The sequence below is a fragment of the Nonomuraea sp. NPDC004580 genome, from assembly GCF_040609855.1.
Taxonomy (GTDB): domain Bacteria; phylum Actinomycetota; class Actinomycetes; order Streptosporangiales; family Streptosporangiaceae; genus Nonomuraea; species Nonomuraea salmonea.
The window spans coordinates 118,157-141,326 of sequence record NZ_JBEXLH010000020.1 but is presented as its reverse complement, the minus strand read 5'-3'; the positions used below and the strand labels follow the sequence as shown (position 1 = coordinate 141,326).

Genomic DNA, 23,170 nt, shown 5'->3' with positions numbered 1-23,170 from the left:
CCCGTTCAGACCGACAGATCCCGTTGAAGACCCGAGGTCAGTCAGAGGGTGGGTCAGGACTGGCGGGAGGTGCTCACCTACATCATCTCTGTCAGAGGGCCAGTTTGAAGCCGTCGTGGCTCCTGGTGAAGCCGAGGGAGTCGTAGAAGCGGTGGGCTGCCGTGCGGCGCTTGTTGCTGGTGAGCTGCACCAGCGTGCAGCCGCGGGCGCGGGCGCGGTCGATCGCCCAGGTGAGCAGCTTGCGGCCGAGCCCGGCCCCGCGCCGGTCGGCGCGTACGCGGACCGCCTCGATCAGCGCCCGCTCCTGCCCGTGGCGCCCCAGCCCGGGGATGTAGGTCAGCTGGAGGCAGCCCAGGACGGTGCCGTCGCCCTCGTCGAGGACGATCATCTCGTTCCGCTCATCCGCGTCGATCGCCTGGAAGGCCCGCTCGTACGCCTCGTCGACCTCGACCGTCAGGGGATCGACCACGGTCTCCTCGTCGGCCAGGAGCGCGATGACGGCGGGCAGATCGCGGCGCGTCGCCGTACGTATGATCACGTCGTCCAAGCATGCCAGGCGACCCCGGCGGCGCTCACCTGGGTTTTCGCCGCTCAGCCCTCCCGGCTCCGGTACGTCGCGCGCAGCTCGACGAGCTTCTCCTTGGCCACCTCGTCCAGGGCCCGCCGATGCTCCGGGTCCTCCTCCCAGGTGGCCTCCGCGCACAGCACCCTGGCCGCCTCGTGCGGCTCGGCGTCGCGTACGCGGTACCAGACGGTGTCGCCGCAGGCGCCCCTGTCGGGGTCGAGGCGCAGGATCGTCACGATGCCGGAGACGAGGATCTGCCTGGTCCACGGGTTCCTGGCCAGCACCTGCCGGTCCACCGTCAGCCCGCCGTCCATGAGCTCGCCGCCCAGGTAGTCGTCCTCCCACCGCCACACCCGCCGGCTGACGCCCGGCCGCAGGTAGAGGCCGCCCCGGCCTTCGACGGGCACCGAGAACGTGTGCGTGCCGGCGCGGCACAGCTCCTTGGCGATGCGATCGGCGTCGGCGCGTTCGCGCAGCCGGTCCTCGTCCAGGTCCTCCCCGGACAGCGGGTTCCGGTGCCGCTGCTCGGCGTGGTAGCGGTCGAGCAGCGGATCGGCGTACCGGCCCGCACGCACGCGCGGCGGCATGCAGGTCGCCGCGGTGAGATCGGCGCCGTCCTCGATGTCGAGCCCCTTCTCGCGCAGCCACGCGTGCACGGTGACGCCCTTCTCCTCGGCCAGGCGGCGGACCTGACGCAGCCAGCCGTCGAAGGTGTCGAGGTCGGGCTCCGCCCGCAGCGACGCCCAGTCGGCCGCCGCCGAGACCGGCACCGGCGCCTCCCGCCGCGACGGAGGCTGGACGAGCTGCTCGGGCTCGAGGTCGATCGAGTAGTAGAGGACGCCGCGGGCGATGTAGGAGAACGGGGCCGCGTGCGCGACCGGGTCGAAGACGTCCCGGATCGGCCAGAACCTCAGCAGCCATGTCTCGTCGCACTCGCCTGTGCCGTGCCCGTCGCCCGGCCGGGGCTCGCGTAAGGACATCTGGACGCCGTACTCGAAGTGCGGCGGCCCGATCAGGAAGTCGTGCCCCCTGCCGTCCATCGACGCGAGGACGGCGACCACCCCGCTCTCCGCGACGAATGTCGACGAGCTGACCGGCGTCCAGGAACCGTCCGCGGGCTCCGGCTCGGCGTCCCAGGACTCGAGCCGGACGGCCGCGGTGAAGTGGTACATCTCCTCGGTGGGCGAACCCCACGTCGGCAGGTCGGTGCCGTCGAGCCCGATCGAGTTGTACTCGACGTAGACCTCGTCATCGAGACTCCGCAACAACCGCGCCATCGCCCGCCACCCTCACCTCGTGATCATCTGACCCGGCGAAGTATGACCGACCCCACCGACAGTCCCCGGGACGGTCTCACACCGACGGAGCGCGTCACCGTTCGGTGGATTTGGTGTGGAGGATGTCGCGGGCCTGGGCGGCGGCGCGGGCGATGCTTTCCGAGACGAAGTCGACGAAGCGGGCGATGTTCTCCAGGCGGGCGGCGGCCGGGGTGCCGGGGCCGAGGATGCTCACGCCCTGACGGGCGATCTCGCCCAGATGGGCCGTTGAGCGGGCGCTGGCCATCGTGGACTGGTACATGACGTCGTCGTCCACGACGTAGCGTTCGCGGCGGCGTTCGTCGCGTTCGCGGCGGATGAGGCCCTGGCTCTCGAGAAACGTGACCGCCTTCGAGACCGATGCCGGGCTGACCTGAAGGTGGGCGGCCAGCTCTGCGGCGGTGAGGCTGCCGCTGTCGGTGGTGAAGAGGCAGGCCAGCACGCGGGCGGTCATCTTGGGCAGGCCCGACTGCATGAAGACGGTGGTGAAGGTCTCCTCGTACTCGCGTACGGCCTCGGTGTCGCGGCCGTCGTGCTGCGGGGCCGCGCCCGGTGTGCGGGTGGCGGGCTTCTTGCGGCGGTGGGCGCGGCGTTCCGCGGCGCGGTGGGCGAGGTCGGCGCGGTAGGAGGTGGGGCCGCCGTTGCGCATGACCTCGCGGGTGACGGTCGAGGTCGGGCGGTCGAGGTGGCGGGCGATCTCGGCGTAGGCGAGGCCGTCGGCCAGGCCGAGCGCGATCTGCTGGCGTTCCTGCTGGGTGAGTCTGCCGCCCGGCATCGTGGTCTCCTCCGTGATCTGCGGTGTCCGCACACCATAGCGTTCATCGCCGACCTGTTGCAACGGACGACGATCTCGTTCATTGCGTTAGATTCAAGCCGGTTGCAATGATTTCAAGGTATCTAGCTGCTGATACTCCTCTAAAGAGCAACGATGAGGTTGTCAGAATCTGGAAAGCAACGTAGCTTTTCGTTCGTCGGAAACGAACGGACAAGAGGAGCAACACCATGCAGCGCTTCGACACCCCCGCCACCATCTCGACGGTCCTCGACATCGCCGCCGGGCACATCACGTTCATCGCCGCCGACCGCGCCGACGCCACGGTCGAGGTCCGTCCCGCGGACGCCTCCAGGAGCCGCGACGTCAAGGCCGCCGAGGAGACCGTGGTCACCTACGACGACGGCGTCCTGCGGATCCACACCCCCGAGCCCAAGAACCAGTTCTTCGGCCCCTCCGGCTCCGTCGAGGTGACCGTGCAGCTGCCCGCCGGTTCGCGGGTCGAGGCGAAGGCGGCCGCCGGCGACCTCCGGGGCGTCGGGCGGCTCGGGGAGGTGTCCTTCTCCTGCGCGAGCAGCACGGTCAAGCTCGACGAGGCCGCGAGCGCCGACCTGACGCTCCAGGCCGGTGACGTCACCGTCGGCCGCCTCACCGGCCCGGCGCGGATCAGCACCCTGAAGGGCGACCTGCGCATCGCCGAGGCCGTACGCGGCACCGTCACGCTGCGCACCGAGCAGGGCGACATCGAGGTCGGCGCCGCCCGCGGCACCTCGGCCTCCCTGGACGCCGGCACCACGTACGGCCGCATCAACAACTCCCTCGCCAACAGCGGTGCCGCCGACCTGACCATCCACGCGACCACCGCGTACGGCGACATCACCGCCCGCAGCCTGTAAAACCACCCCATTCCCGCAGAAGGAGCACCATGTCCATCACGCGTTCCGCCCAGACCCGCCCCCAGTTGCAGCAGATCATCGAGGAGATGATCGACTCCGGCTTCATCGGGGTGACCCTGCGCGTCCACGACGAGCAGGGCGAATGGGTCGGCACCGCCGGGGCCGCCGAGCTGGGCGGGAGCGCCGGGCCGCCGGTCGACGGCCACGTCAGGATCGGCAGCAACACCAAGACCTTCGTCGCGACCGTGGTGCTGCGGCTCGTGGCCGAGGGCAGGCTCGGGCTGGACGACCCGGTGGCCGGGCATCTGGCGGGGTTCGGGCTCGACCCGCGGATCACCGTACGGATGCTGCTGCAGCACACCAGCGGCGTGTTCAACTTCACCGGCGACTTCGACCCCGACGGCACGTACGTGCCGGGCAGCCCCGCCACCACCTCGGGCGAGGAGTGGGTGGCGGCCCGGTTCACGACCTTCCAGCCGGAGGAGCTGGTACGGCTGGCGCTGTCGAAGCCGGCCAGGTTTGAGCCGGGCACCGGCTGGAGGTACTCCAACACCAACTACGTCCTGGCCAGGCTGCTGATCGAGAAGGTCACCGGCCACCCGCTGGCCGAGGAGATGCGGCGGCTGATCCTGGACCCGCTCGGCCTGACGGGCACCGTCCAGCCGTCCGACGAGGTCGACATCCCCGAGCCGTACGCCCATGCCTACTACCGATCCGAGCAGGAGACGGTCGACGTCACCCGGCACAACCCCTCCTGGATCTCCAGCGGCGGCGACATGATCTCCACCACTCGCGATCTGCGGACGTTCATCTCCGCGCTGGTGGGCGGCAGGCTCCTGCCGGACGCGCTGCTCGAAGAGATGTGCGCGCCGCACCCGACCGGCATCCCAGGGGCGGGCTACGGCCTGGGGGTGTTCGTCCAGACCACGGAGGGCGGCGGCACCGTCATCAACCACAACGGCGGCATCGCGGGCCACGCGGCGCTCATGTACAGCACGCCCGACGGCGCCAGGACCCTGACCGCCGCACTGAACTACACCGACGACCCCACGCTCTCCCTGGGCCCGGCGTTCCAGAAGGCGACGGAGCGGCTCGTCAAGGAGGTGTTCGACGCGCCTCAGGGGAGCTGAGAGCCGGGGTGGCTTATGGGGCGGCGGTGATGTCCAGAACCAGCTCGGCGACGTGGTGATCGCCCGCCTCTACGGCGGAGGGGTCGGGCAGGGCCTCTTCGAAGGTCACCAGTGCGGTGCCGGGGCGGCGCAGGGCGGCGACGAAGCCCCGCACCAGGAGGAGGCCGTCGAAGTCGAGGTACATGGGTTTGTGCCACTTCTCCTGGGCCTGGGTCCACGACACCGGGGATGTGGTCTCGTCCATGGTGTCGGGGCCGGGGCGGGTGCGGAAGAAGCACCTTCGAGGGATGCGCTCCGCGCGCCGCCACTCCGCCAGCCGCAGGAGGAAGCGGCTCTCCTCCTCGCCCGGGCCGGGCAGCGGCACCTCGCCGACCGGGAACCTGGTCTGGGCCCGGCCGATCACCAGTGAGCCCGTCACCAGGCGGGGCCAGTCTCGGCGGCCGTCACGCGGGGCGGTGCGGGACGGGTGCGGCGGCAGGACCGTGAGAGGCGGCACCTCACCGGACAGGACCGTCAGCAGCAGCGAGAACGGCGGCAGGAACTCGCGCGCGGCCGCGCCGGTGTGCACGACGCGCACCTCGCGCCCGCCGGTCGTCGCCAGGCCGAGCAGGCCGGTCCGCTCGTCCAGCCGGACGACGAGGTCCTGGATCCGCAGCAGGACGCCGCCGTCGCCGTCGCCGTCGCCGAGCAGGTTGGGGGTGCCGCCGAGCTGGAACGGGAGGCAGCGGCGGTGGTCGTTGAGCGAGATGCCGAACCGGCTGCCGAACTCCGCGTGGATCGGGCCGGTGCCCGGGTCCTCCACGCCGGGGTCCCGGTGGCCGGTCAGGTGGTCGAGGCGGGCGCGTACGGAACCGAAGCCGGTGCCCAGCGCGTTGACCACGCCCAGACCGTCGGCGGGCTGGACGTAGGCGCTGATGGATCGCACCTCCGGCACCCATGGCGGGTACATGGCGATCGCCGCCCGCAGCGCCTCGACGGGCACGGCGACGGCGCCGGTCCCTCCGAGCTCGTACGGGGTCAGGGCCGCCAGGGCGGTGGCCATGACGTCGGCGAGCCGGCGTACCCCGTCGAGCACGCTGTCCCCCGGGTGCCGGGCCGTCGGCGCGAGGACGGTGCCGCGCAGCTCGGCGCCGACCTCGTCCATCTCCGTCATGGCCCACTGGTACTCGCGGTAGAACGCCGGCACGGGGACCGGGCCGTGCTCGCGCAGCCGCTCCCCGAACAGCTCGGTCAGGGCCAGCCTGGCGGGGAGGTGTGGCGCGAAGGGGGCGATCCACCGGCGGATCACCTCCAGGTCGTCGGCGACCGGCTGCCAGGTGCGCACCGAGCAGACGGCCGGCGGCTCCGCGGCGACCGCGGTGTCCCGGATGTTGACGGCGGTCAGCGAGGTGAACATCGCGTGGTGCGGACTGCCCGGTGTGGCGAAGGCGGCCAGCTCGCGCAGCCTGCTCACCACCGTCTCGCGGCGCGCCCGGTAGAAGTCGGCGTCGTCGGCCGCGGGCCGCGCCCCCAGCGCGGCGGCCGCCCGCCCCAAAGCGCCGGCCAGGGCGAGCGACGGAACAGCCGCCGAAGCGTCAGAAAGGCCAGGTGCCGGCCGGGTCCACGTGGCGGCCCCGGCGAGGACCTCGTGGGGGTGGGTGAGGGGGAGGCCGCGGACCAGGAGGCCGGCGTCCAGGAGGTGGTCGACGAAGGCGTCGACCTCGTCGTTCAGGGAGGCGTCCCCCGAGGTGAGGCGGTCGCGGAGGACGGGGCGGGGCAGTCCTCCCTGCTCCTCGCCCAGCAGGTCGATCAGGGCGAGGACGGACGGGCGGGCGGGGATGGCGCAGAAGCGTTCGCCGCCGAGCAGCCCGAGCATGCCCAGCCCGCGCAGGAAGACGATCTGCTCCCCCAGGCGCTGGGCGGAGGCGTTGAGCGCGATCGGCGCCCGATCGGCCGCGTGGTCCAGGACGAAGGCGGCGATGTTCTCGCGGATGTGGTAGTAGGAGAGCTCGAAGGCGCCGGAGCGATCGACCGGAACGGTCTCGACGGCCGGGCCGCCGGCGCGCCACCGCACGGGGCCGCTGGTGGCGAACGTGCTGAGCGGGCTGGTCTTGGTCGCGGCGCGGGCCAGGTAGCGGGCGAGGGTCGTCGTGGTGCCCGGCCTGGGAGTCCTGCCGGGGTCGGCGATCCACTTCTCCAGCTCGGCCGCCAGTACGGGGCTCGTCCCGCCGAGCGCGATCCGGAACCCCGGATCGGTCGCCGCCTTGAGCAGCGCGCTCAGGCCGCAGTCCCGCTCGGCGGCGAGGACCTGCGGCAGGCTCTCCTCGACGGCGGCGAGGGCGGCGGTGCCGGCCAGCCAGTCCGCGATCCCGCCCGACACCTCCGACGGCAGGCGCGCGGCGATCTCCGGCGTCCATTCGCGCGCGGCCGGTCGCCGCCCGGCGTGCAGGGCCCGGCGCAGGCCGATCACGCGCGGGCGTACGCCGTCGCGGGGCAGGCCGCCGATCACGGGATGCAGCGCGTCGGCGAGCGCGCGTCCCTGGACGCTCAGCCCGTCACGGCGGGCCAGCACGTCGTCGAGTGCCTCGGTCAGACGCGGCGAACGGAGCCAGTCGAGCACCTCCGTCGTCAGTCCCGCGACGCGGACCACCGCGTCGCCCGTCACGCCCACGATCGGGGCGGACGCCTCCCCTGAGCTCATCGGTCTCCTTCACACTCCGGGAGCACCCGGCCCTGCCGTGAGGCGCCGGGCCGGGATCGTCGGCCGGCCGGTGGGCTACCTCGGTGACTTGGGCGAAGCGCTGCAGCAGCTGCAGCCGACCAGCCGGCAGGAGCAGCCGCAGTTCCTGGAGGCGCCGTGCTCCAGCATCCCGTGGCCGCCGGTCAGCGACTCGATCTCCAGGTCGCCGGTCTCCAGCTCGAAGACGTCGACGGGCAGGTCGGCGACGGAGAACTTCGCAGGGCTCATGGCGTTCCTTTCTCTCACCCGGCTCCCCCGCGGCTTCAGGGGAACGGGTGCGGGTCGGTGCTGAGGTCGTCCTCGGTGAGGGGGCGGCCGGTGTGGCCGAGCCGGTGCGGCACCTCCAGCAGCCGGGGCAGCCCGCTGGTACGCCGGTACCGGTGCCCGAACGTCATCGGCACCGTTCCGGGGATCAGCACCTTGACCGCGTGCAGGTCCATGGCGCGCAGCTCGTCGGAGGTCTGGTCCACGACCACGACGTCCATCCCGGACGCGGTGTAGCGGCCGACGACCGCGCGCATCAGCTCGCCCAGGTCGTCGGAGGCGAACTCCTCCGGGCCCGAGCCGACCTCGCCGACCGCGCGGGTGGGCGTGCCCGCGGTGAGGAAGCGCAGCCGGGCCGCGGCGCGCGGGTCGTGGTAGAGGAGCGGGTGGTCCTCCATCTCCTCGACGGCGGAGGAGTCCGCGGCCATGGCCGCCGCCCTGGCCCTGATCTCGGGGCCGCCGCCGTACTTGATGCCGTTGGTCAGCATGTCGCCCAGCTCGGCCACCGCGCCCGTGACCGCGCGGCGACCCGACAGGTGGGAGCCCGCGGTGCAGAACGCCGCCGGCAGGTCCGTGCCGGGAGGCGCGGCGGCGAGGGCCCAGACGGCGGGGATGCCGTGCTCGGTGGTGATGTCGAACAGGCGCAGGTCGTAGCCGGTCTCCGCGCGCAGGGCGGCGAGGTGGAGGGCGTTGACCTCGTCGAGAGTGGCGAGGTCGAGCTCCGGTGCGGGCAGCCGCGCGTACCAGGTCAGCAGGAACCCGTCGCGCTCGGCGATCTCCAGGATGCCGTACAGCACCGCCTCCTCCAGGCTGGAGCCGAGCGCGCAGCCGTTGGAGGTCTCGTAGACGAAGGGGCGGTTGTCGGGTTCGTGAGAGTGCGTCCCGTAGTAGGCGACGGTCTCGGGCACCAGGATCGGCTCGCCGCGCAGGAACGACCAGCCCCACACCCAGCGGTAGTTCCGGTCCGGGTCGAACGGCTCGTACGCGAAGCCGGGCTCCTCGTACGCCTGCGGCGGGTGCAGGCCGAGCGTGCGCGGGTCCAGGGCGCGGTCCCGCAACTCGTGGTACGTCCCCACCTTCGGCGGGTGCAGCCGTCCCGGTGAGGCGGAGAACCGTTCGAGCGCCTCCAGCAGCGCGATCGTCCTGCTGACCCGGCGCTCCGAGGCACGCCCGTAGCCGCCGGACCCCCTGGCCCACCGGTGGGAAACCTCCGCCGTGCTGAGGATCGCGCCGCCGGAGGTGCGGTCGTGCAGCAGCCACACCACGCCGGTGCGCTCGTCCACGTACGTGTCGGTCAGCGCGTCCAGCTCCCCGACGAGGTCGCGCCCGCGTACGGCGCCCTCGGCGTGACTCGGGACCGGGCGAGGCGTCCCCAGCTCCCTCGGTGGCTCGTCGGTCACGTGCGGGCCGCAGACCGCGCAGAGCGGGGCGGGCAGCACCCGGTGCGGGGTGATCGACAGGTCGTGCAGGTCCACGGTGAGCACCGTGGAGCGGGTGCGCGGCGTCGCGCCTTCGGCGTACGCGCTCAGGTCGTCGGCCATCAGGGCCGCGGCCAGCCCGGCCGCGCCCCCGGTCAGCAGCGGCGAGGGCGCGGCGAGCCGGTCGGCGTGGCGCTCGCGGACGACCTCGCCCCGTTCGTACGCCGGAGCGGCCCACGACTGCCGGTACGCGGCGCAGGAGGCACACCCTTGCTCGCCCGGCGTCTCCCAGGGGCCGATGACGATCGTGTCCAGCTCGACGCGGGCGGGGAGCACGGGGCCGGTGAGCCTGGCCCGCAGGTCCCGCGTGACGACCTCGGCCCAGCCGTCCGCGGCGGCGACGGTCGGCCCCGGGGGCAGCTCACCGTCGGGCAGGGGAACGGCCGGTACGCCGAGCCGCTCCGCCACGGCGCCGGCGATCCGCCCGCCGGACAGCACGGTCACGGGGTGCTCGGTCATGCCTGACGTCCTTCCTCGGTGATCGCCACCCGCACGCTCAGCGGGGCGATCGCCGCCACGAAGGGGTCGTGGTCGAGGGGGATGACGGCGGCGCGGCGGCCGTCGGCGGCCAGCGCCGCCGCGACCTCGTCAGGGTCGATGGACCGGCCTGGGTCGACCCACATGGCGGTCGGCAGGGACGGCCTGGGCTCGGCGGGCGGGCGCGGGCGGCCCGCGTGGACGCGCACCTGGACGGCGTAGAGCGCCTCAAGCAGCCCCCTGGTCCAGGCCGCTGACGCGGTCCCCGCGGTCCTCGCCACCTCCACGCCGCCGCGGCGGAACGACAGCACGGTGACGCCGAAGCGGCCCCCGTGCTCGCGTACCTCGGGCAGCTCGCCCAGCTCGGCCAGCAGGGCGAAGCAGCGGCGGCCCGTCGCGTCCAGCTCGCCGGGATCGACCGTGACGGGGGTTCCCCGCGCGTCCTCGATCAGCTCCGGGTCGCGCGTCCAGTGGGTGCACAGCCCTCGGGCCACGGCCTCGTCCCAGCTCGCGCCGTACCCCTCGCCCACGCCTTCCGCCGGGCGGGGGAATGCCTCGTGCGCGGGCAGCCGTACGGTCGCCGCCGTCGCCAGGTCGTACGCGAGCGCGAACCCGCCGCCGTCCACCAGGCGGCGCGGATCGATCGTGACGGCGGCGTACCTCGTCAGCGCGGCGCGGGCCGCTTCGATCCTGGTCTCCGCGTAGTCGAAGCCCACCGCCCGTACGACCCCGTCGCCGACCTCGGCCTCCGACACGTGCAGGGGGCTCTGCGCGGCGGAGTCGTCAGGCAGGAAGCGGAACGGGCCGAACAGCTCGTCGGCCGCCCTGACCGCCGCGTCCGAGAACGCCTGCCCGTCCTCGGTGGGCCGGAATCTGAGGTGCACCACCCGGGTCAGCAGCGCCTCGGGGGTGGACGCCGTGGCCGGCAGCTCGTACGGGTGCGGCGCGCAGTGGTGCCTCGACGTGGTGAGGTCGGGGCCGATCCTGGTCACCTTGCCCGCGTGGCGCGGGTCGGCCGTGCCCGTGGCCCAGCGCAGCACCGCGCGTCCCACCTGGGCGGCGGCGGCCTCCACGTGCAGGGCGCTGATCGGCTCAGGGGCGCGGGGGGCCGTGCGGAGGCGGGCGCGCAGGGACGCCGGGCTGAGCGGGTCCTCCTTGGCTCCTCGCACGGGGACGTACCAGATGTCCGTGCCGTCCCACAGCACGTGCCCGACGGCGAGCCCGTCCCGCGCCGCCCCATCATGCCCGCTCGCGCCCAGCTCGCCGATCCACAGCAGCACGTCCAGGCTCCACAGGTCGTCGTCGCCGAGCGCGTCCGCCGCGCACACCCTGACGTGGCGGGCCTCTGACGTCCGCAGCGCGTCGGCGACCGCCTCCGCCAGTGGTTCGCCCACCTGGCCCTCGTGCGCGACGGCGACCTTGAGTTCGCGGAAGCGCGCGAACGCCGCCCCCGCCCCCTCGGTGTGCGCGCCCGCGAACGCGACCTCCGCGGGCCCCGCGACCGGCTCGCCGCCGGGTGGGGCGGTGACCTCGCGGACGACGCCGGCGTCGAGCAGGCGGGTCAGGATCTGCCGGGCCATCGCGGCGTGCGCGGTCGGCAGGCCCGCCGTGATGTCGTCGAGGCCGGATCGGCCGTCCAGCTGCGGTACGAGGGCCTCGACCCACCGGGCGATCGACCGCCCCGTGAGCGTGACCGGGCCGGCCGGGGTGACGATGTGCAGCCCGTTCTCGATCGGCGCCATGTACGTGTGGTCGGCCAGGCGCAGCCTCATGCGTTCCCTTCCGTGTCGTGCTCCCCTGCGACGGTGCCGAGCATGAACTCCCCACCACGTCCTCGCTCAGGGGATCGGCGCCGGGCCGCGCCGATGCGGTACTTGTCGGTCTCCGGCCGGTACGGGAAGAAGGCGAACGAGTTCGGCGGCCGGCGGCGGCGCTCGTACGACCCGCGGGCGGCCCCGCCGGCGTCGAGCCTGCTCTGCACGGCGGCCAGCAGGTCGGTGATGACGAGGTCGAGGTCGCCGTCGTGGAAGACGTGGGCGCTGACCCACGACCGCGCGCCGGCCATCCGCACCACCCGCTCCCTGGTCCGTCCCGACCGGCTATCACGCCGGTCGTCACGAATGACTGGATTGCGGGGGAGCGTAACGAGCGTCGGAATACGTCCGGCACACGCCGCGTATACGCGGCCGGTCGGAACCACGTGGACATCGGCGGCGGCGGCGATCACTCGGCGGGTCGGAAGAGGTTCCAAGGTCGTCAACTCGTACGCTGACCAGGCATGCATCGCCAGGCGTGCGGTCGGGACGGCTCGGGGGCGACCGTGCGGGGCGGCGATGCCGGCGGTCATCCCCTCCTCTGGCCCGGTTCTGTCCCAGCTCCCCGACGGCGCGACCACGCGGTGGTCATTCGGTTGGAGGATGCTTGTACGCGCCGTACACCGATTTCATTCCGCTCTTCATGCTGGCCGTCATCGCGGCGGCCGTGCTCACCCGCCGGACCCGCAACCGGTCCTGGCCGATCAAGATCCTGCTGGCCACCGGAGCCGGCCTGTGGATGGCCCTGGCCGGAGGGTCGATGTGGATGATGAGCCACGCGCTCGCCGAACGACTGCCGGAGATCCAGCAGCCGACCCGGCATCCGTGCACCGGCAAGAAGCCCAAGACGTTCAACGTCTCACTGATCAACCTGCCGCTGTTCGTGAACCGCTTCGGCGACGTGGTTCCCGAGGGACGCATGTACGTGCTCGACAAGAACATCGCGGCCGTGCGGGCCGCCTACACGCGGGCGGCCGACCCGCGCGAAGGCGGATTGCGCGACCTGATCGAGCCGCTGGTCCTGCGTGCCAACCAGGGCGACTGCATCAAGGTGTTCTTCACCAACCGGCTCAACGAGCCGGCGCCGCCGCTCAACGAGCGGATCCGCAACTCCGCGATCTACACGCTGCCCGGCGAGCGGCTGCTGCCGCCGGGCACGCCGACGCCGCGGCCGCGCGAGTTCGCTCCGGCGCTGAGCGTGCCGGAGATCGACTTCGACCCGCGCAAGGCGCCGAACGCCTCGATGCACTTCGACGGCCTCGACTACGACGTCAGGCGCGCGGACGGCACCGTGGCGGGCAACAACCCGGACTCCACGGCCCGGCCCGGCGAGACGATCAGGTACAAGCTGCACGCCCACATCCAGGGTGAGTTCCAGTTCAAGGACGGGGCGGACTTCACCTCTCACCAGACCCGCCCGATCGACCGCGACGGGAACGTGCGCTTCATCGGCTCGCACGCGTTCGGCGCGTTCGGCGCGTTCGTCATCGAGGAGCCCCGGGCGACCTGGGTGGACTCGCGTACGGGCGAGCCGCTGGAGTCGGGGACGCAGGCCGTCATCATCCGGCCGAACGGCAAGGACTTCCGCGAGCACGTGATGTTCATGCACGACGAGGTGGAGGCCGAGCCCGGCATCCTCACCCGGTTCTGCCGCGAGGACGGGGGCGGCCCACAGCCGGGTGGCACGTCCTGCGTGCAGCCCAACAGGGAGCAGCTCAGGCTGCTCACCAGGGGGACGATCCGCGCTCTCGGCGGCGGTGACGCCGACGCGCTGGTGCAGGGCGAGGTCCCGGTCAAGCTGGAGTACTTCGCCTTCAACTACCGCTCCGAGCCCGGGTTCAACCGCGATGAGGTCGGCTGCCCGGCGGCGCGGCGCGGGGCCCAGGGCTTCGACGCCGAGCGCTGCGTCGGCGAGGAGACGTCGCTGTCCTCCTGGGCGTACGGCGACCCGGGCGGCGGCGACCTGGTGATCGGCAACTACCGCGGCGAGCCGACGCAGGTCCGCCTCATGCACCCCGCGGAGGTCGAGACCCACACCTTCCACTGGCACGTCAACCGCTGGATGTTCGACCCGGAGGACGAGGGCGGGATCGACGAGATCAGCGAGCCCGCCCACGTGACGAGGAAGACCAACCTCCTCGACGTGCAGGCGGTCTCGCCGGGCAGTCACTACCCGCTGATCGTCCAGGGCGGCGCGGGGTCGGCGAACGTGGGCAAGCCGGCGTCCTTCGGCGACATCATCTTCCACTGCCACCTCTATCCGCACTTCGCGAACGGCATGTGGGGGCTCAACCGCACGCTGGAGACGCTGTCGGACGGCACGCGGCGGCAGCCGGACGGCACGCGCCTGCTCCCGCTGTTCCCGGTGCCCGATCACGACTACCAGCCAGGCGTGCCCGGTGTGCAGCCACCGCCCAGTCCGACGCCGGAACGGCCGGGCTTCCCGAACTTCATCCCGGGAGTGTTCGGCTTCAAGGCGCCCAAGCCGCCACTCGGGCTCGCCTCGCGGGCGGAGAACGGCGTCTTCCCGCCGACCCCGCTGGAGCGGGCGGCGACCGACCCGGGCGGGCAGCAGCCGGGCGCCTTCTTCCAGGACCCGTGTCCCATCGGCCGGCCGACCAAGGTCTTCAAGGTCGCGGCCATCCAGATCAGACAGACGTACAACCCTGACTTGAAGTGGACGATCCCGCAGTCGCGGGTCTATGTCCTGGAACGTGACAAACAGGCGGTGCTGAACGGCAAGAAACCCGAACCGTTCGCACCCATCCTGAACGTCGGCGACTGCGTGATCTACCAGCTGACGAACGAGTTGCCCCGGATGTTCGGCGGCAACGTCTTCGACCGGCTGCAGGAGACCAACGAGGTCGGCATCCACCAGCACATGGTGCACTTCGACGTGTTGAGCTCCGACGGCGCCGCCAACGGCTGGAACTACGACCAGGGCGCAGGGCCGGGCGAGACGATCATCTACCGGGACTTCGTGCAGGAGAACACGAAGACGAACTCGTTCCACGACCACTTCTTCCCGAACGCCCACCAGAAGAACGGGCTGTTCGGCGGCGCGACCATCCACCCGGCGGGCTGCGTGCCCGACGTGCCGGGCGCGCGGACCCGCGGGGTCATCGGGACACAGTTCGACGTGCACTGCGAACCGGTGATCGACCACAACAACCAGCCCACGGACGGAGTCGACTACCGCAACTTCTCCCTCTTCATCGAGGACCACGTGCCGTTGTTCCAGCCGAACGATCCGCGCACGCGGGCGGACGACAAGTTCGACACCCCGGACGGGGTGCCGATCTTCCCGGCCAAGTTCCCGTCGAGCAACGACGACCAGGGCGGCATGGGGGTCAACTACCGGCTGGAGCCGTTCGAGGCCCGCAGGAACAGGGACCCGTCGCTGCTGTTCGACTCGAAGGTGCACGGGGATCCGTTCACGCCGGTGCTCAAGGCGTACCGGGGTGATCCGATCAGGTTCCGGCTCTTCCAGCTGTCTCAGGAGGAGTCACACGGGTTCAACCTGGACCACTTCCGATGGCGGCACGAGCCGCGAGATCCCGACTCGAACATCGTCGGCGCCCAGCACATCGGCATGCTCGAATACTTCGACGTCGATCCGCTGGCGGACGAGATGCCACCGCCGACACCCGATCTGAAGGTGACCGACTACCAGTACGCCTACGCCGGCGCGGACGACTGGTTCCTCGGGGACTGGGGACTGCTGCGCATCTTCTCGTGCTCCAACCCGGGCTCTGGCGGGCCGCCGATTCCGGAGCTCCCGGACTACCCGCGTGACACGTGCACGGGCGAGAACGAGCGCGACGAATGGTCCCAGCTGACGATCGGGCAGCACGAGTCCCGTGCCGGGATGTTCGGGACGACGGGAGCCGCCCGGCTGCAGAGCCGCCCGGTGACGCCCTGCCGGACCGGCCAGAACCGCACGTTCGACGTCATCGCCATGAACCACGACATCGTCTACAACAAGAACGGCGATCACGACCCGAACGGCCTGATGTACGCGCTCGCCGCCGACGAACAGGCGCTGCGCGACGGGAGGAAACAACCGGAACCGCTGGTGATCAGGGCGAACGCCGGCGACTGCGTGACGGTGAACTTCACCAACAAGCTCGATCCACGCAAGATGCGTCCGCACTGCCACGAGGCCACCGAGCCGGGGCAGCTCGGCTTCAGGAGGGACGTGCTGCGCTTCCCGCAGTGCATCCAGCGGCCGCCCAGGAACCACCAGAACGTGCCCGGCTTCGAGCCGTTCCCGGTGAGCTCCAAGGCGTCGATCAGTCCACAGCTGGTCAGTTCCGAGCCGCCCGAGGCGGTGGCCCCAGGGGAGAGCATCCAGTACCGCTGGGACCTGCCGACCGACACGACCGGCATGGCGCTGCTGCGGGACAACGCCGACGTGCAGAACCACCTGCACCACGGCCTGTACGGCGCGCTGATCATCGAGAAGCCCGGCTCCGAGTACCTCGACCCGAAGAACGGCCGGCCGCTGCGGAGCGGCACCAGCGCGGTGATCACCCATCCGGAGGATGCTGACTTCCGGGAGAACATCGTGCTGATGAACAGCGACCTGGCGCTGTTCCGCAAGGACGGCAAGCCCGTGCCGGACAACTTCGACCTCGTGCTCAAGCCGAGCAGGGAGGCCGACGACCCGGAGGACCAGGGAGAGTTCTCCATCAACTACACCAACGAGCCCTGGTCGTGGCGGTTCGCCAGGAACCAGAACATCACCGAGATCTTCAGCTCCCGGGTGCACGGTGACCCGGCGACGCCGGTGTTCCAGGCCTACGCCGGCGACCGGACGATCTTCCGGGTCGGTCAGGCCATGGGCGACCCGCGTTCGACGAGCTTCGCCCTGCACGGCCACACCTGGCGCCGGGCGCCCCGCGACCCCGGCTCGCAGATCGCGGCCACCCAGGGGCAGTTCAACCCGGGCAGCGTGTACGACATCGTGCCCGGCGTGGTCCGCGACCTGCTGGCCGACCCGGGCAGCTCGGGCGGCGCCGGCGGGTTCCGTCACGTGCCCGGCGACTATCTCTACCGCTCCGGCACGCTGCCCCGCCATCTCAACGGCGGTCAGTGGGGCCTGTTCCGGGTGCACGCCAAGCTCCAGCCCAACCTGATCCCGCTGCCCGACAGCCGGATGACGGGCGCGAACCAGCAGCCCGTACGGGACGAGGGCGGCGATCCCGCCGGGTCCGAGCTGCCGTACGCGTGGTTCGGCACCGCGGGTCAGGGCAGCAGGGCGAGCTACGGAAGGCGGTCGGGATGAGCCTGCTCAGCAAGCTCAGGTCGTCCCAGGACGACCGGCCGCCCGCCAGGCGCGTCCCGAGCCCGCGACGGGCTCCCGGCAGGCCGCCCAAGAAGCCGGCCGGGCTGACGCCGTTCCGCCAGGGGCTGGTGCTCGGGGGGTGCATCGGGATGACGTTCGCCCTGTCCATCGGGGCGATCGGCTTCCTCGTCACCCGGCCGACGGTCCAGGCCCCGGCGGCCGGGACGGACTCGGCGGCGGCTCCTGGACCGCACGGGGCGCATCCGAAGGCGGCGATCGACATCACCGCCACCCACCTCGGCGACCTGCAAGTGAAGATCGAAGCCAGGGTGAGCGCGCCCGGCAGCTACGACCCGATCACCAAGGCGCAGGTCGTGGCCCATACGGACATGGTGGCCATGCCGATGGCCCATCGCCAGGGGCCCATCGTGATGGCCGAGGTGCCCGGGAAGCCGGGGACGTACCAGGCGCTCACGCAGGTGGCGATGGTCGGCGAGTACAACATCACCGTCGAGACGCTCCGGCCGATGGCCTCCAAGGCCGACAGGCGGCTGGACGTGCGGGAGGTGAGCGGCAAGAGCTGACGCACCCGCTGTAGCGCGCCGTGGCCGGTTCCCGCGAGGGAGCCGGCCACGGTGCTTTCACGCCCGAACGTCTCCTCCCCCGCCCTTCGCCCCCGCCTTTGTGCGCTAGCGCAGGGTGACGGCGGTGACGCGCCAGGGGGCGCTGCGCCTGGGACGTTCGAGTGCGACGAACGCCGTCATCGTGAGCGGCTTGCCGCGCCAGCCGTCGGCACCGATCGGGGTGACGGTGAGCTGCCACTGCCGGTCGGCCTGGGTGGCGGTGTCGGGCGGGCGCGTGTCGCGGCCCTCGGTCAGGGACGCCCGCGTACGGGCGCGGTGGGCGGCCCACGTGGCCCAGGCGGCGTCCGTACCGACCTGGGGGCCGTCCCGCAGCTCCGCCAGGTACTCGGGGCTCAGCCAGCCGGCGGCCCGCAGGGCGGCGTCGCGCTGGTCGTGGTCGGTGGTGGTGTCGACGCTCCACATGGCGGTCAGGACGGCGGTGCTGACGGCGTCGGCGTCCCGCTGGTCGATCGAGGCGGGGTCGAGGGCGGCCACCGTGGACCTGCTCGGGGTGGGCGTGGCCGATCCGGGACCGAACATCACCGAACCGGACGTCGGCGGCGCGGACGTGACAGTTACCGACGTACGGGGCCGGGGCGTCACGCGCTCGGTGGCCGCCGAGTCTGGAGCGGCGCAACCGGCGAGCGCGAGAGCCGTCGCGACGGCCGAGAGGGTGAGGGGTCGGGGGCTCATGCGTACCTCCGGATGGTCCAGGCGGCCGAGGCGAAGTTCTTCAACGGGGCGATGCGGACGACGTCCCCGGTCTGGGGCGCGTGGATGACCTGGCCGCGACCGGCGTAGATGACGATGTGGCTGATGCCGCGCCCGTCACGGTGGTCGATGCCGATGACGTCGCCGGGCAGCAGCTGATCGCGGGGCACCGGGGTGCCGTACTCGGTCGCCTGCGTGGCGGCCAGATGCGGAAGCTGGACGCGCCCGCCCGAGGCGGCCCAGACGGCGTGGAGCACGAGACCGCTGCAGTCGAACCCGACGATCCCGGTCGCCCTGCCGATGCCGGGGGTCGGGCCGTTCGGCCCGCCGCCACCCCAGGAGTAGGGGGTGCCGAGCCAGCGCTGGGCCGTGGCCACCACGGCGCTGCCGAACCTGGTGGCGCCGAGCGCCGTGAGCGGGATGTCGGTGAAGTGCGCGACGCGGGCGAGGACGCGGCGCACGTACTCCTGAGTCTCCGGGTACGGCGGGACGCCCTTGTGCCGCAGGACCGCCCCGGGTCCCGCGTTGTAGGCGGCGAGCATGTTGGAGGTCGGATCCCCGGGAAGCCGGGCGGTGGTGCGGGCCAGGCTGCAGTCGTACCGGGCCATGGCCATGATCGCGTCCTGGGGATCGTCGGGGCTGGTGACGCCGTCGCCGTCGGCGTCCCGGCCGTAGCTCGCCCAGGTGGCGGGCATGAACTGGGCGATGCCCCGCGCCCCCACGCTGGATCGCGCCTTGGGCCGCCAGCCGCTCTCCGCCTCCACCTGGGCGGCGATGAGCGGCGCGCTGACGTGCCCGCACAGCCGGCCCGCCCGGCTGAGCCACGCCTGGTAGGCGGCGGGGACGCTGCCGGGGCGCAACGACACCACCGAGCCCGTCTTCGGCGGCCCGCCGCTCAGGAGGAGCACCAGGCCGACCAAGAGAGCCAGAGATGTGGCCGTCGCCAGGATGACCAGCTTTCCACCCTTATTCATAAAGAACGTCTCTCTTGTCGGCGCCATTCACGATGTGCCGGGGAGCTGATTGCGACCCCGCGAACCCCGCTGGGAAAAGGTGTCGCTAGTGGCCCCGCGCAATCCCGAGCAGTAAGGTTTTACCTGGTCAACGGCCCATGCAGCGAGCAATTCCGGTGGTCGGCCGCTGCGCGAGTCCCCGTACCGGAGAAATAAGAAAGGCTTGGTCATTCTCTTTACGAGCACGGACCTTGAGGGGTTGTCATGGGCCGGCGACGCGTACCGGAACATCGCATCTGATCACCCCGGAGGACCTTCATGACGCAATTTCTGGCCGATGTGCTGCCGCTCGTGGGCGTCCCCGATCCGGGCATCGGCACGCCGCCGCCCGGATCGGAGAAGCTGCTGACGGCGCTGGGCTGGGCGACGTGGATCGTCACCGGGATGTGCGTGGCCGGGGTGATGGGGGTGGCCGCCCGGATGGCCCTGATCCACCACCGCGGGGAGGGCGGCAGGCACGCGGTGGGGCTGGCATGGGTGATGGCCGCCTGCGTCCTCCTCGGCTCGGCATCCGGCCTGGTGAGCGCCCTCCTGTCATGACCTCCACCAACCACCGGCCCCCCGAACCACCCACCCGCCCCACGCCACCGTCCCCTGCCTCACCTCAGCACGGCACGACCCCGCGCACCGCGGCCCCGCGCACCGCGGCCTCACGCGACACGGCCCCGCCCGATATGGCCCCGAGCGACACGGGCCCGAGCGACACGGGCCCGAGCGACACGGCTTTCCATGGCGCGGCCTTCCGTCACGCGTCCCCTCGTGGGGCCTCCCGTGGGGCGGCGTTCTGGGTTGCGGCGGTTTTCGTGACTTTGGTGGCGGTTCTTGCGGTGATGGTGCTTCTGCGGCCCGACCGCGAGGACACCACCGACCGGCCGGTGCGCCAGGCTTCACCGCGCTCGGCCGTACCGGCGGCGCCGCCGTCCCCGTCGGCGCCGGCGTGGGCGGTCACGCCGCCGGCCGCGCCTTCCGTACCGCCCACACCATCCGCTGCCGCGCCGGGTCACTGCCCGGCCACCCCCGCGACGGCCTCCCAGGACCTTCCCGCGCGACCACCCGCCGACGTCACGTGGACGGTGTTCCACGGCGTCGCGGAACCCGCCTCACGCGAGCACGGCCCGCACCGCGAGGAGGCCGACGTGCACCGCTGCTTCTCCCGTACGCCCACCGGCGCCCTGATCGCCGCCTGGCAGATCGCCACGAGGTTCGTCCTGGCCGACGGCTGGCGGCGCGTCGTCGACGAGCAGGTGATGCCAGGCCCGGGCCGCGACGCGTACGCAGAACAGCGCCGCCAGGTGAACACCGGCGAGGACACCGGCGGCAAGGGCCAGCTGGCCGCCTACGCGTTCGCCTCGTACACCCCTGACGTGGCCACCGTCCAGCTCGTCTCCCGCTTCGCCGCCACAGGACACCTCCAGGTCAACACCGTCACCGTGGTGTGGAGCGGCGGCGACTGGCGGCTGCGGCTGCAGCCGGACGGTTCCATCAGCCCGAGCCTGCAGGCGGTGACCTCGCTGGCGGGGTTCGTCCCGTGGGGCGGCGTGTGATGAGGTCACCCACACCCGAGGGCACGAGCCTGTGCGACCTGCCCGGCGCCGACGCGGTCTGCGCCGGAGTGACCGGCGCCGCCGAGGGCGGCGGGGTCATCGACGAGCTGGCCACCGCACTGCAGGAGGCCCAGGTCAAGGTCCTGGGCATGATGGCCGGCTTCTCCGGCAGCAGCGCCGCGGCGCCGCCCCTGTCCGACAGCGTGGGCCCCGTGGCCTGGCTGCAGGAGCGTACGCACTGGTACGTCGCCCTGCTGGCGGTCCTGGGCCTGGTCATCGCGGCGGGCAGGCTCGCCGTGCGCCGCAGGTCGGAGCCCGCGATGCGCGCGGTGACGGGCCTGCTGACGCTGGCGGTGGTCACCGGCTGCGGGACGGCCGCGATGTCCCTGCTGGTCGAGGCCGGCGACGCGTACTCCGGCTGGATCATCGGCCAGGCCCTGGACAGCGGCGGCTTCGGCGGCGACTTCGGCGCGGCGATCACCCGCCTGGCCGGCTTCCAGGGCATGACCCTGCCGCCCGGCCTGATGATCGTGCTGGCGTTCGCCTCGATCATCTCCTGCATCCTGCAGATCGTGCTGATGCTGGCCCGCGTCGCCCTGCTCGGCCTGCTGGTCGGCATGCTGCCGATGGCGGCGGCCCTGAGCGGCACCGAGGCGGGCCGCGCCTGGCTGGCCCGCATCGCGGTCTGGGCGCTCGCCTTCGCCCTGTACAAGCCGGCCGCCGCCACGGTTTACAGCTACGCCTTCCTGGCGATCGGCGATCCGTCATCGGAGCTGGCGCAGCTGTCGGGCCTGGTGGTGATCATCCTGGCGGTGGCGGCGTTGCCGGCCCTGCTGAGGCTGCTGGCCCCGGCGGTCGGCGCGGTGCGCCACGGCGGCGGTTCCCTCTCCACCACCGGGGACGTGACCGTGGCCATGGGGGCCCGCATCCTGCCCACGCTCGCGAGGAACGTGGACGCGGCCAGGCCCGCCCGCCCCGCCGGCCCGTCCGGCGCCCGTACCGCGACGCTCACCAAGACGGCCGCCGACGGCGAGTCACCCCTACGAGAAAGAGGATCGGATGGCGACTGCTGACAGCGAGCGCACCTACGGCAACTGGCGCCGCCCGGCCAGCCCGGGCATCGGCGACCTGGGCCTGCTGGGCACGTTGCTGCTCCTCGGCGGCCTGGTCGCGTGCGTGATCACGATGATGGTCTCGCTCAAGGCGGCGCTGGTGCTGGCGGCGGTGATCGCGTTCGTGCTGACGCCGATGTTGCTGCTGCGCGACCGGCACGGACGCACCGGTCTGCAGATCGCCGTCGCCCGCCTGTCGTGGCTGCGCGGGCGGGGGCGCGGCCGGCACCTGTACCGGTCGGGGCCGCTCGGGCTCACCCACAAGGGCGCCTTCCAGCTCCCCGGCCTGGCCGCCGGCTCGCACGTCGTGGAGGCCACCGACTCACGGGGCCGCGCGTTCGGCCTGATCGTGGTGCCGGCGACCGGCCATCACACCGCGGTGTTCGAGGCGTCCGTGGAGGGGGCCGCGCTGGTCGACAGCGACCAGGTGGACACGTGGGTGGCGCACTGGGGCCAGTGGCTGGCCGGGCTCGCCCACGAGCCGTCCCTGGTGGCGGCCACGGTCACCGTCGAGACCGCGCCCGACCTCGGCACCCGCCTGCGGCGCGAGGTCGCCGACAACCTGTCGCCCGACGCCCCTGAGCTGGCGGCGGCCGTGCTGAACGACGTCGTCCGCACCTACCCCGCCGGCTCCGCGCAGGTCTCCACCCGCATCGCCGTCACCTACGCCGCCAACCCGCGCGGCGGCGGCCGGCCCCGCAGCACCGCCGCCATGACCCGCGAGATCGCCACCCGGCTGCCCGGCCTGACCGCCGGGCTCAGCATGGCGGGGGCGGGCGCCTCACGTCCCATGACCGCCGCGGAGATCGCGGAGGCGATCAGGGTCGCGTACGACCCGGCCAGCCAGCGGCTTCTGGACGCGGCCCGCTCGGGCGGCCGGCCGATCGCCCAGCCCTGGGACCAGATCGGCCCCGTCGCCGCCCAGGAGTCCTGGGACCACTACCGGCACGACTCCGGCATCTCCGTCACCTGGGGGATGAGCGAGGCGCCACGGGGAGAGGTGCTCGCGCCGGTGCTCACCGACCTGCTCGCGCCGCACCGCGACGTCGCACGCAAGCGGGTCTCCCTGCTCTACCGCCCGTACGACCCGGGCAGCGCCGCCCGCCTCGTCGAGCGCGACCGCAAGGACGCCCGCTTCCGCCTCAGCGGCGTCAACGCCGCCGCCCGCGACACCGTGGCGGTGGCCGCCGCCGACCAGAGCGCTCGGGAGGAGGCGAAGGGGGCGGGTCTGGTCCGTTTCGCGATGCTCGTCACCGCCACCGTCGCGCGTCCCGAGGACCTGCCCGCCGCCGTCGCCGCGATCGACACGCTCGCCCCTTCCGCCCGGGTACACCTGCGCCGCATGTACGGCGCCCAGGCCGCGAGCTTCGCCGCCGCGCTGCCCCTCGGCCTGGTCCTGCCGGACCACCTGCGGATTCCCGCGTTCGTCAGGGAGACGCTGTGACCCGT

General features: G+C 72.5%; 18 protein-coding genes. 8 read left to right on the top strand and 10 right to left on the bottom strand.

Annotation, left to right across the window (positions count from 1 at the left end; genetic code table 11):
• Positions 1 to 91: 91 nt before the first annotated feature.
• From ABZW11_RS22135 to ABZW11_RS22125, 3 genes are all read right to left on the bottom strand, one after another.
• The gene (locus ABZW11_RS22135; RefSeq protein ID WP_355419877.1) at positions 92 to 538 is read right to left on the bottom strand and encodes a GNAT family N-acetyltransferase; all 447 of its coding nucleotides are present in this window, start codon (positions 536 to 538) and stop codon (positions 92 to 94) included.
• A gap of 53 nt (positions 539 to 591) precedes the next feature.
• A complete protein-coding gene (locus ABZW11_RS22130) occupies positions 592 to 1,842 on the bottom strand; it encodes a hypothetical protein (RefSeq protein ID WP_355419874.1) in 1,251 nt (416 codons plus the stop codon).
• Between the two features lie 94 nt (positions 1,843 to 1,936).
• A complete protein-coding gene (locus ABZW11_RS22125; RefSeq protein ID WP_355419872.1) occupies positions 1,937 to 2,656 on the bottom strand; it encodes a helix-turn-helix domain-containing protein in 720 nt (239 codons plus the stop codon).
• Positions 2,657 to 2,883: 227 nt separating this feature from the next.
• On the opposite strand from ABZW11_RS22125, the gene ABZW11_RS22120 reads away from it, so the two are divergent.
• A complete protein-coding gene (locus tag ABZW11_RS22120) occupies positions 2,884 to 3,549 on the top strand; it encodes a DUF4097 family beta strand repeat-containing protein (RefSeq protein ID WP_355419869.1) in 666 nt (221 codons plus the stop codon).
• Positions 3,550 to 3,578: 29 nt separating this feature from the next.
• A complete protein-coding gene (locus tag ABZW11_RS22115) occupies positions 3,579 to 4,679 on the top strand; it encodes a serine hydrolase domain-containing protein (protein ID WP_355419867.1) in 1,101 nt (366 codons plus the stop codon).
• Positions 4,680 to 4,692: 13 nt separating this feature from the next.
• On the opposite strand, the gene ABZW11_RS22110 is transcribed toward ABZW11_RS22115, so the two are convergent.
• The 5 genes from ABZW11_RS22110 to ABZW11_RS22090 all read right to left on the bottom strand — a co-directional run bounded on the left by ABZW11_RS22110 (position 4,693) and on the right by ABZW11_RS22090 (position 11,688).
• Positions 4,693 to 7,359, bottom strand: a complete 2,667-nt coding sequence (locus ABZW11_RS22110) for a lantibiotic dehydratase (protein ID WP_355419864.1) — start codon at positions 7,357 to 7,359, stop codon at positions 4,693 to 4,695.
• A gap of 75 nt (positions 7,360 to 7,434) precedes the next feature.
• Positions 7,435 to 7,626 carry a thiomuracin/GE37468 family thiazolyl RiPP peptide gene (locus ABZW11_RS22105; protein WP_355419861.1) on the bottom strand — a complete coding sequence of 64 codons (192 nt, stop codon included), beginning with the start codon at positions 7,624 to 7,626 and terminating at the stop codon, positions 7,435 to 7,437.
• A 35-nt stretch (positions 7,627 to 7,661) separates the two neighbouring features.
• On the bottom strand, positions 7,662 to 9,599 hold the full coding sequence (locus tag ABZW11_RS22100) for a TOMM precursor leader peptide-binding protein (protein WP_355419858.1): 1,938 nt from the start codon (positions 9,597 to 9,599) through the stop codon (positions 7,662 to 7,664).
• Positions 9,596 to 11,389 carry a hypothetical protein gene (locus tag ABZW11_RS22095; RefSeq protein ID WP_355419855.1) on the bottom strand — a complete coding sequence of 598 codons (1,794 nt, stop codon included), beginning with the start codon at positions 11,387 to 11,389 and terminating at the stop codon, positions 9,596 to 9,598. Before ABZW11_RS22095 ends, ABZW11_RS22100 begins: the two co-directional genes overlap by 4 nt.
• Positions 11,386 to 11,688, bottom strand: coding sequence for a hypothetical protein (locus ABZW11_RS22090; RefSeq protein WP_355419852.1), 303 nt, complete (start codon positions 11,686 to 11,688; stop codon positions 11,386 to 11,388). The genes ABZW11_RS22095 and ABZW11_RS22090 overlap by 4 nt, the downstream gene beginning before the upstream one ends.
• A 350-nt stretch (positions 11,689 to 12,038) precedes the next feature.
• On the opposite strand from ABZW11_RS22090, the gene ABZW11_RS22085 reads away from it, so the two are divergent.
• Both ABZW11_RS22085 and ABZW11_RS22080 read left to right on the top strand, forming a co-directional pair.
• Complete coding sequence (locus ABZW11_RS22085) at positions 12,039 to 16,718, top strand: hypothetical protein (protein WP_355419849.1); 4,680 nt, start codon at positions 12,039 to 12,041, stop codon at positions 16,716 to 16,718.
• Positions 16,715 to 17,302, top strand: coding sequence for a hypothetical protein (locus ABZW11_RS22080; RefSeq protein WP_355419846.1), 588 nt, complete (start codon positions 16,715 to 16,717; stop codon positions 17,300 to 17,302). Before ABZW11_RS22085 ends, ABZW11_RS22080 begins: the two co-directional genes overlap by 4 nt.
• Positions 17,303 to 17,407: 105 nt before the next feature.
• On the opposite strand, the gene ABZW11_RS22075 is transcribed toward ABZW11_RS22080, so the two are convergent.
• Together ABZW11_RS22075 and ABZW11_RS22070 are read right to left on the bottom strand one after the other, a co-directional pair.
• A complete protein-coding gene (locus ABZW11_RS22075) occupies positions 17,408 to 18,034 on the bottom strand; it encodes a hypothetical protein (protein ID WP_355419843.1) in 627 nt (208 codons plus the stop codon).
• Positions 18,031 to 19,026 (bottom strand): NlpC/P60 family protein, encoded by a 996-nt coding sequence (locus tag ABZW11_RS22070; protein WP_355419840.1) that lies wholly within the window; start codon positions 19,024 to 19,026, stop codon positions 18,031 to 18,033. Before ABZW11_RS22070 ends, ABZW11_RS22075 begins: the two co-directional genes overlap by 4 nt.
• A 297-nt stretch (positions 19,027 to 19,323) precedes the next feature.
• Here ABZW11_RS22070 and ABZW11_RS22065 point away from each other — a divergent pair, with 297 nt between their 5' ends.
• The 4 genes from ABZW11_RS22065 to ABZW11_RS22050 all read left to right on the top strand — a co-directional run bounded on the left by ABZW11_RS22065 (position 19,324) and on the right by ABZW11_RS22050 (position 23,165).
• Positions 19,324 to 19,605 carry a hypothetical protein gene (locus ABZW11_RS22065; protein ID WP_355419838.1) on the top strand — a complete coding sequence of 94 codons (282 nt, stop codon included), beginning with the start codon at positions 19,324 to 19,326 and terminating at the stop codon, positions 19,603 to 19,605.
• A gap of 287 nt (positions 19,606 to 19,892) precedes the next feature.
• Complete coding sequence (locus ABZW11_RS22060) at positions 19,893 to 20,609, top strand: hypothetical protein (protein WP_355419835.1); 717 nt, start codon at positions 19,893 to 19,895, stop codon at positions 20,607 to 20,609.
• On the top strand, positions 20,609 to 21,682 hold the full coding sequence (locus ABZW11_RS22055; RefSeq protein WP_355419832.1) for a hypothetical protein: 1,074 nt from the start codon (positions 20,609 to 20,611) through the stop codon (positions 21,680 to 21,682). Before ABZW11_RS22060 ends, ABZW11_RS22055 begins: the two co-directional genes overlap by 1 nt.
• On the top strand, positions 21,669 to 23,165 hold the full coding sequence (locus ABZW11_RS22050; RefSeq protein ID WP_355419829.1) for an SCO6880 family protein: 1,497 nt from the start codon (positions 21,669 to 21,671) through the stop codon (positions 23,163 to 23,165). The genes ABZW11_RS22055 and ABZW11_RS22050 overlap by 14 nt, the downstream gene beginning before the upstream one ends.
• Positions 23,166 to 23,170 lie beyond the last annotated feature (5 nt).

Bases quoted from the DNA above. Each gene is read 5' to 3' on its own strand.
- ABZW11_RS22075 (WP_355419843.1), bottom strand. From the start codon at position 18,034: ATGAGCCCCCGACCCCTCACCCTCTCGGCCGTCGCGACGGCTCTCGCG.
- ABZW11_RS22125 (WP_355419872.1), bottom strand. From the start codon at position 2,656: ATGCCGGGCGGCAGACTCACCCAGCAGGAACGCCAGCAGATCGCGCTC.
- ABZW11_RS22100 (WP_355419858.1), bottom strand. From the start codon at position 9,599: ATGACCGAGCACCCCGTGACCGTGCTGTCCGGCGGGCGGATCGCCGGC.
- ABZW11_RS22105 (WP_355419861.1), bottom strand. From the start codon at position 7,626: ATGAGCCCTGCGAAGTTCTCCGTCGCCGACCTGCCCGTCGACGTCTTC.
- ABZW11_RS22055 (WP_355419832.1), top strand. From the start codon at position 20,609: ATGAGGTCACCCACACCCGAGGGCACGAGCCTGTGCGACCTGCCCGGC.
- ABZW11_RS22130 (WP_355419874.1), bottom strand. From the start codon at position 1,842: ATGGCGCGGTTGTTGCGGAGTCTCGATGACGAGGTCTACGTCGAGTAC.
- ABZW11_RS22050 (WP_355419829.1), top strand. From the start codon at position 21,669: ATGGCGACTGCTGACAGCGAGCGCACCTACGGCAACTGGCGCCGCCCG.
- ABZW11_RS22065 (WP_355419838.1), top strand. From the start codon at position 19,324: ATGACGCAATTTCTGGCCGATGTGCTGCCGCTCGTGGGCGTCCCCGAT.
- ABZW11_RS22115 (WP_355419867.1), top strand. From the start codon at position 3,579: ATGTCCATCACGCGTTCCGCCCAGACCCGCCCCCAGTTGCAGCAGATC.
- ABZW11_RS22095 (WP_355419855.1), bottom strand. From the start codon at position 11,389: ATGAGGCTGCGCCTGGCCGACCACACGTACATGGCGCCGATCGAGAAC.
- ABZW11_RS22110 (WP_355419864.1), bottom strand. From the start codon at position 7,359: ATGAGCTCAGGGGAGGCGTCCGCCCCGATCGTGGGCGTGACGGGCGAC.
- ABZW11_RS22080 (WP_355419846.1), top strand. From the start codon at position 16,715: ATGAGCCTGCTCAGCAAGCTCAGGTCGTCCCAGGACGACCGGCCGCCC.
- ABZW11_RS22120 (WP_355419869.1), top strand. From the start codon at position 2,884: ATGCAGCGCTTCGACACCCCCGCCACCATCTCGACGGTCCTCGACATC.
- ABZW11_RS22070 (WP_355419840.1), bottom strand. From the start codon at position 19,026: ATGAATAAGGGTGGAAAGCTGGTCATCCTGGCGACGGCCACATCTCTG.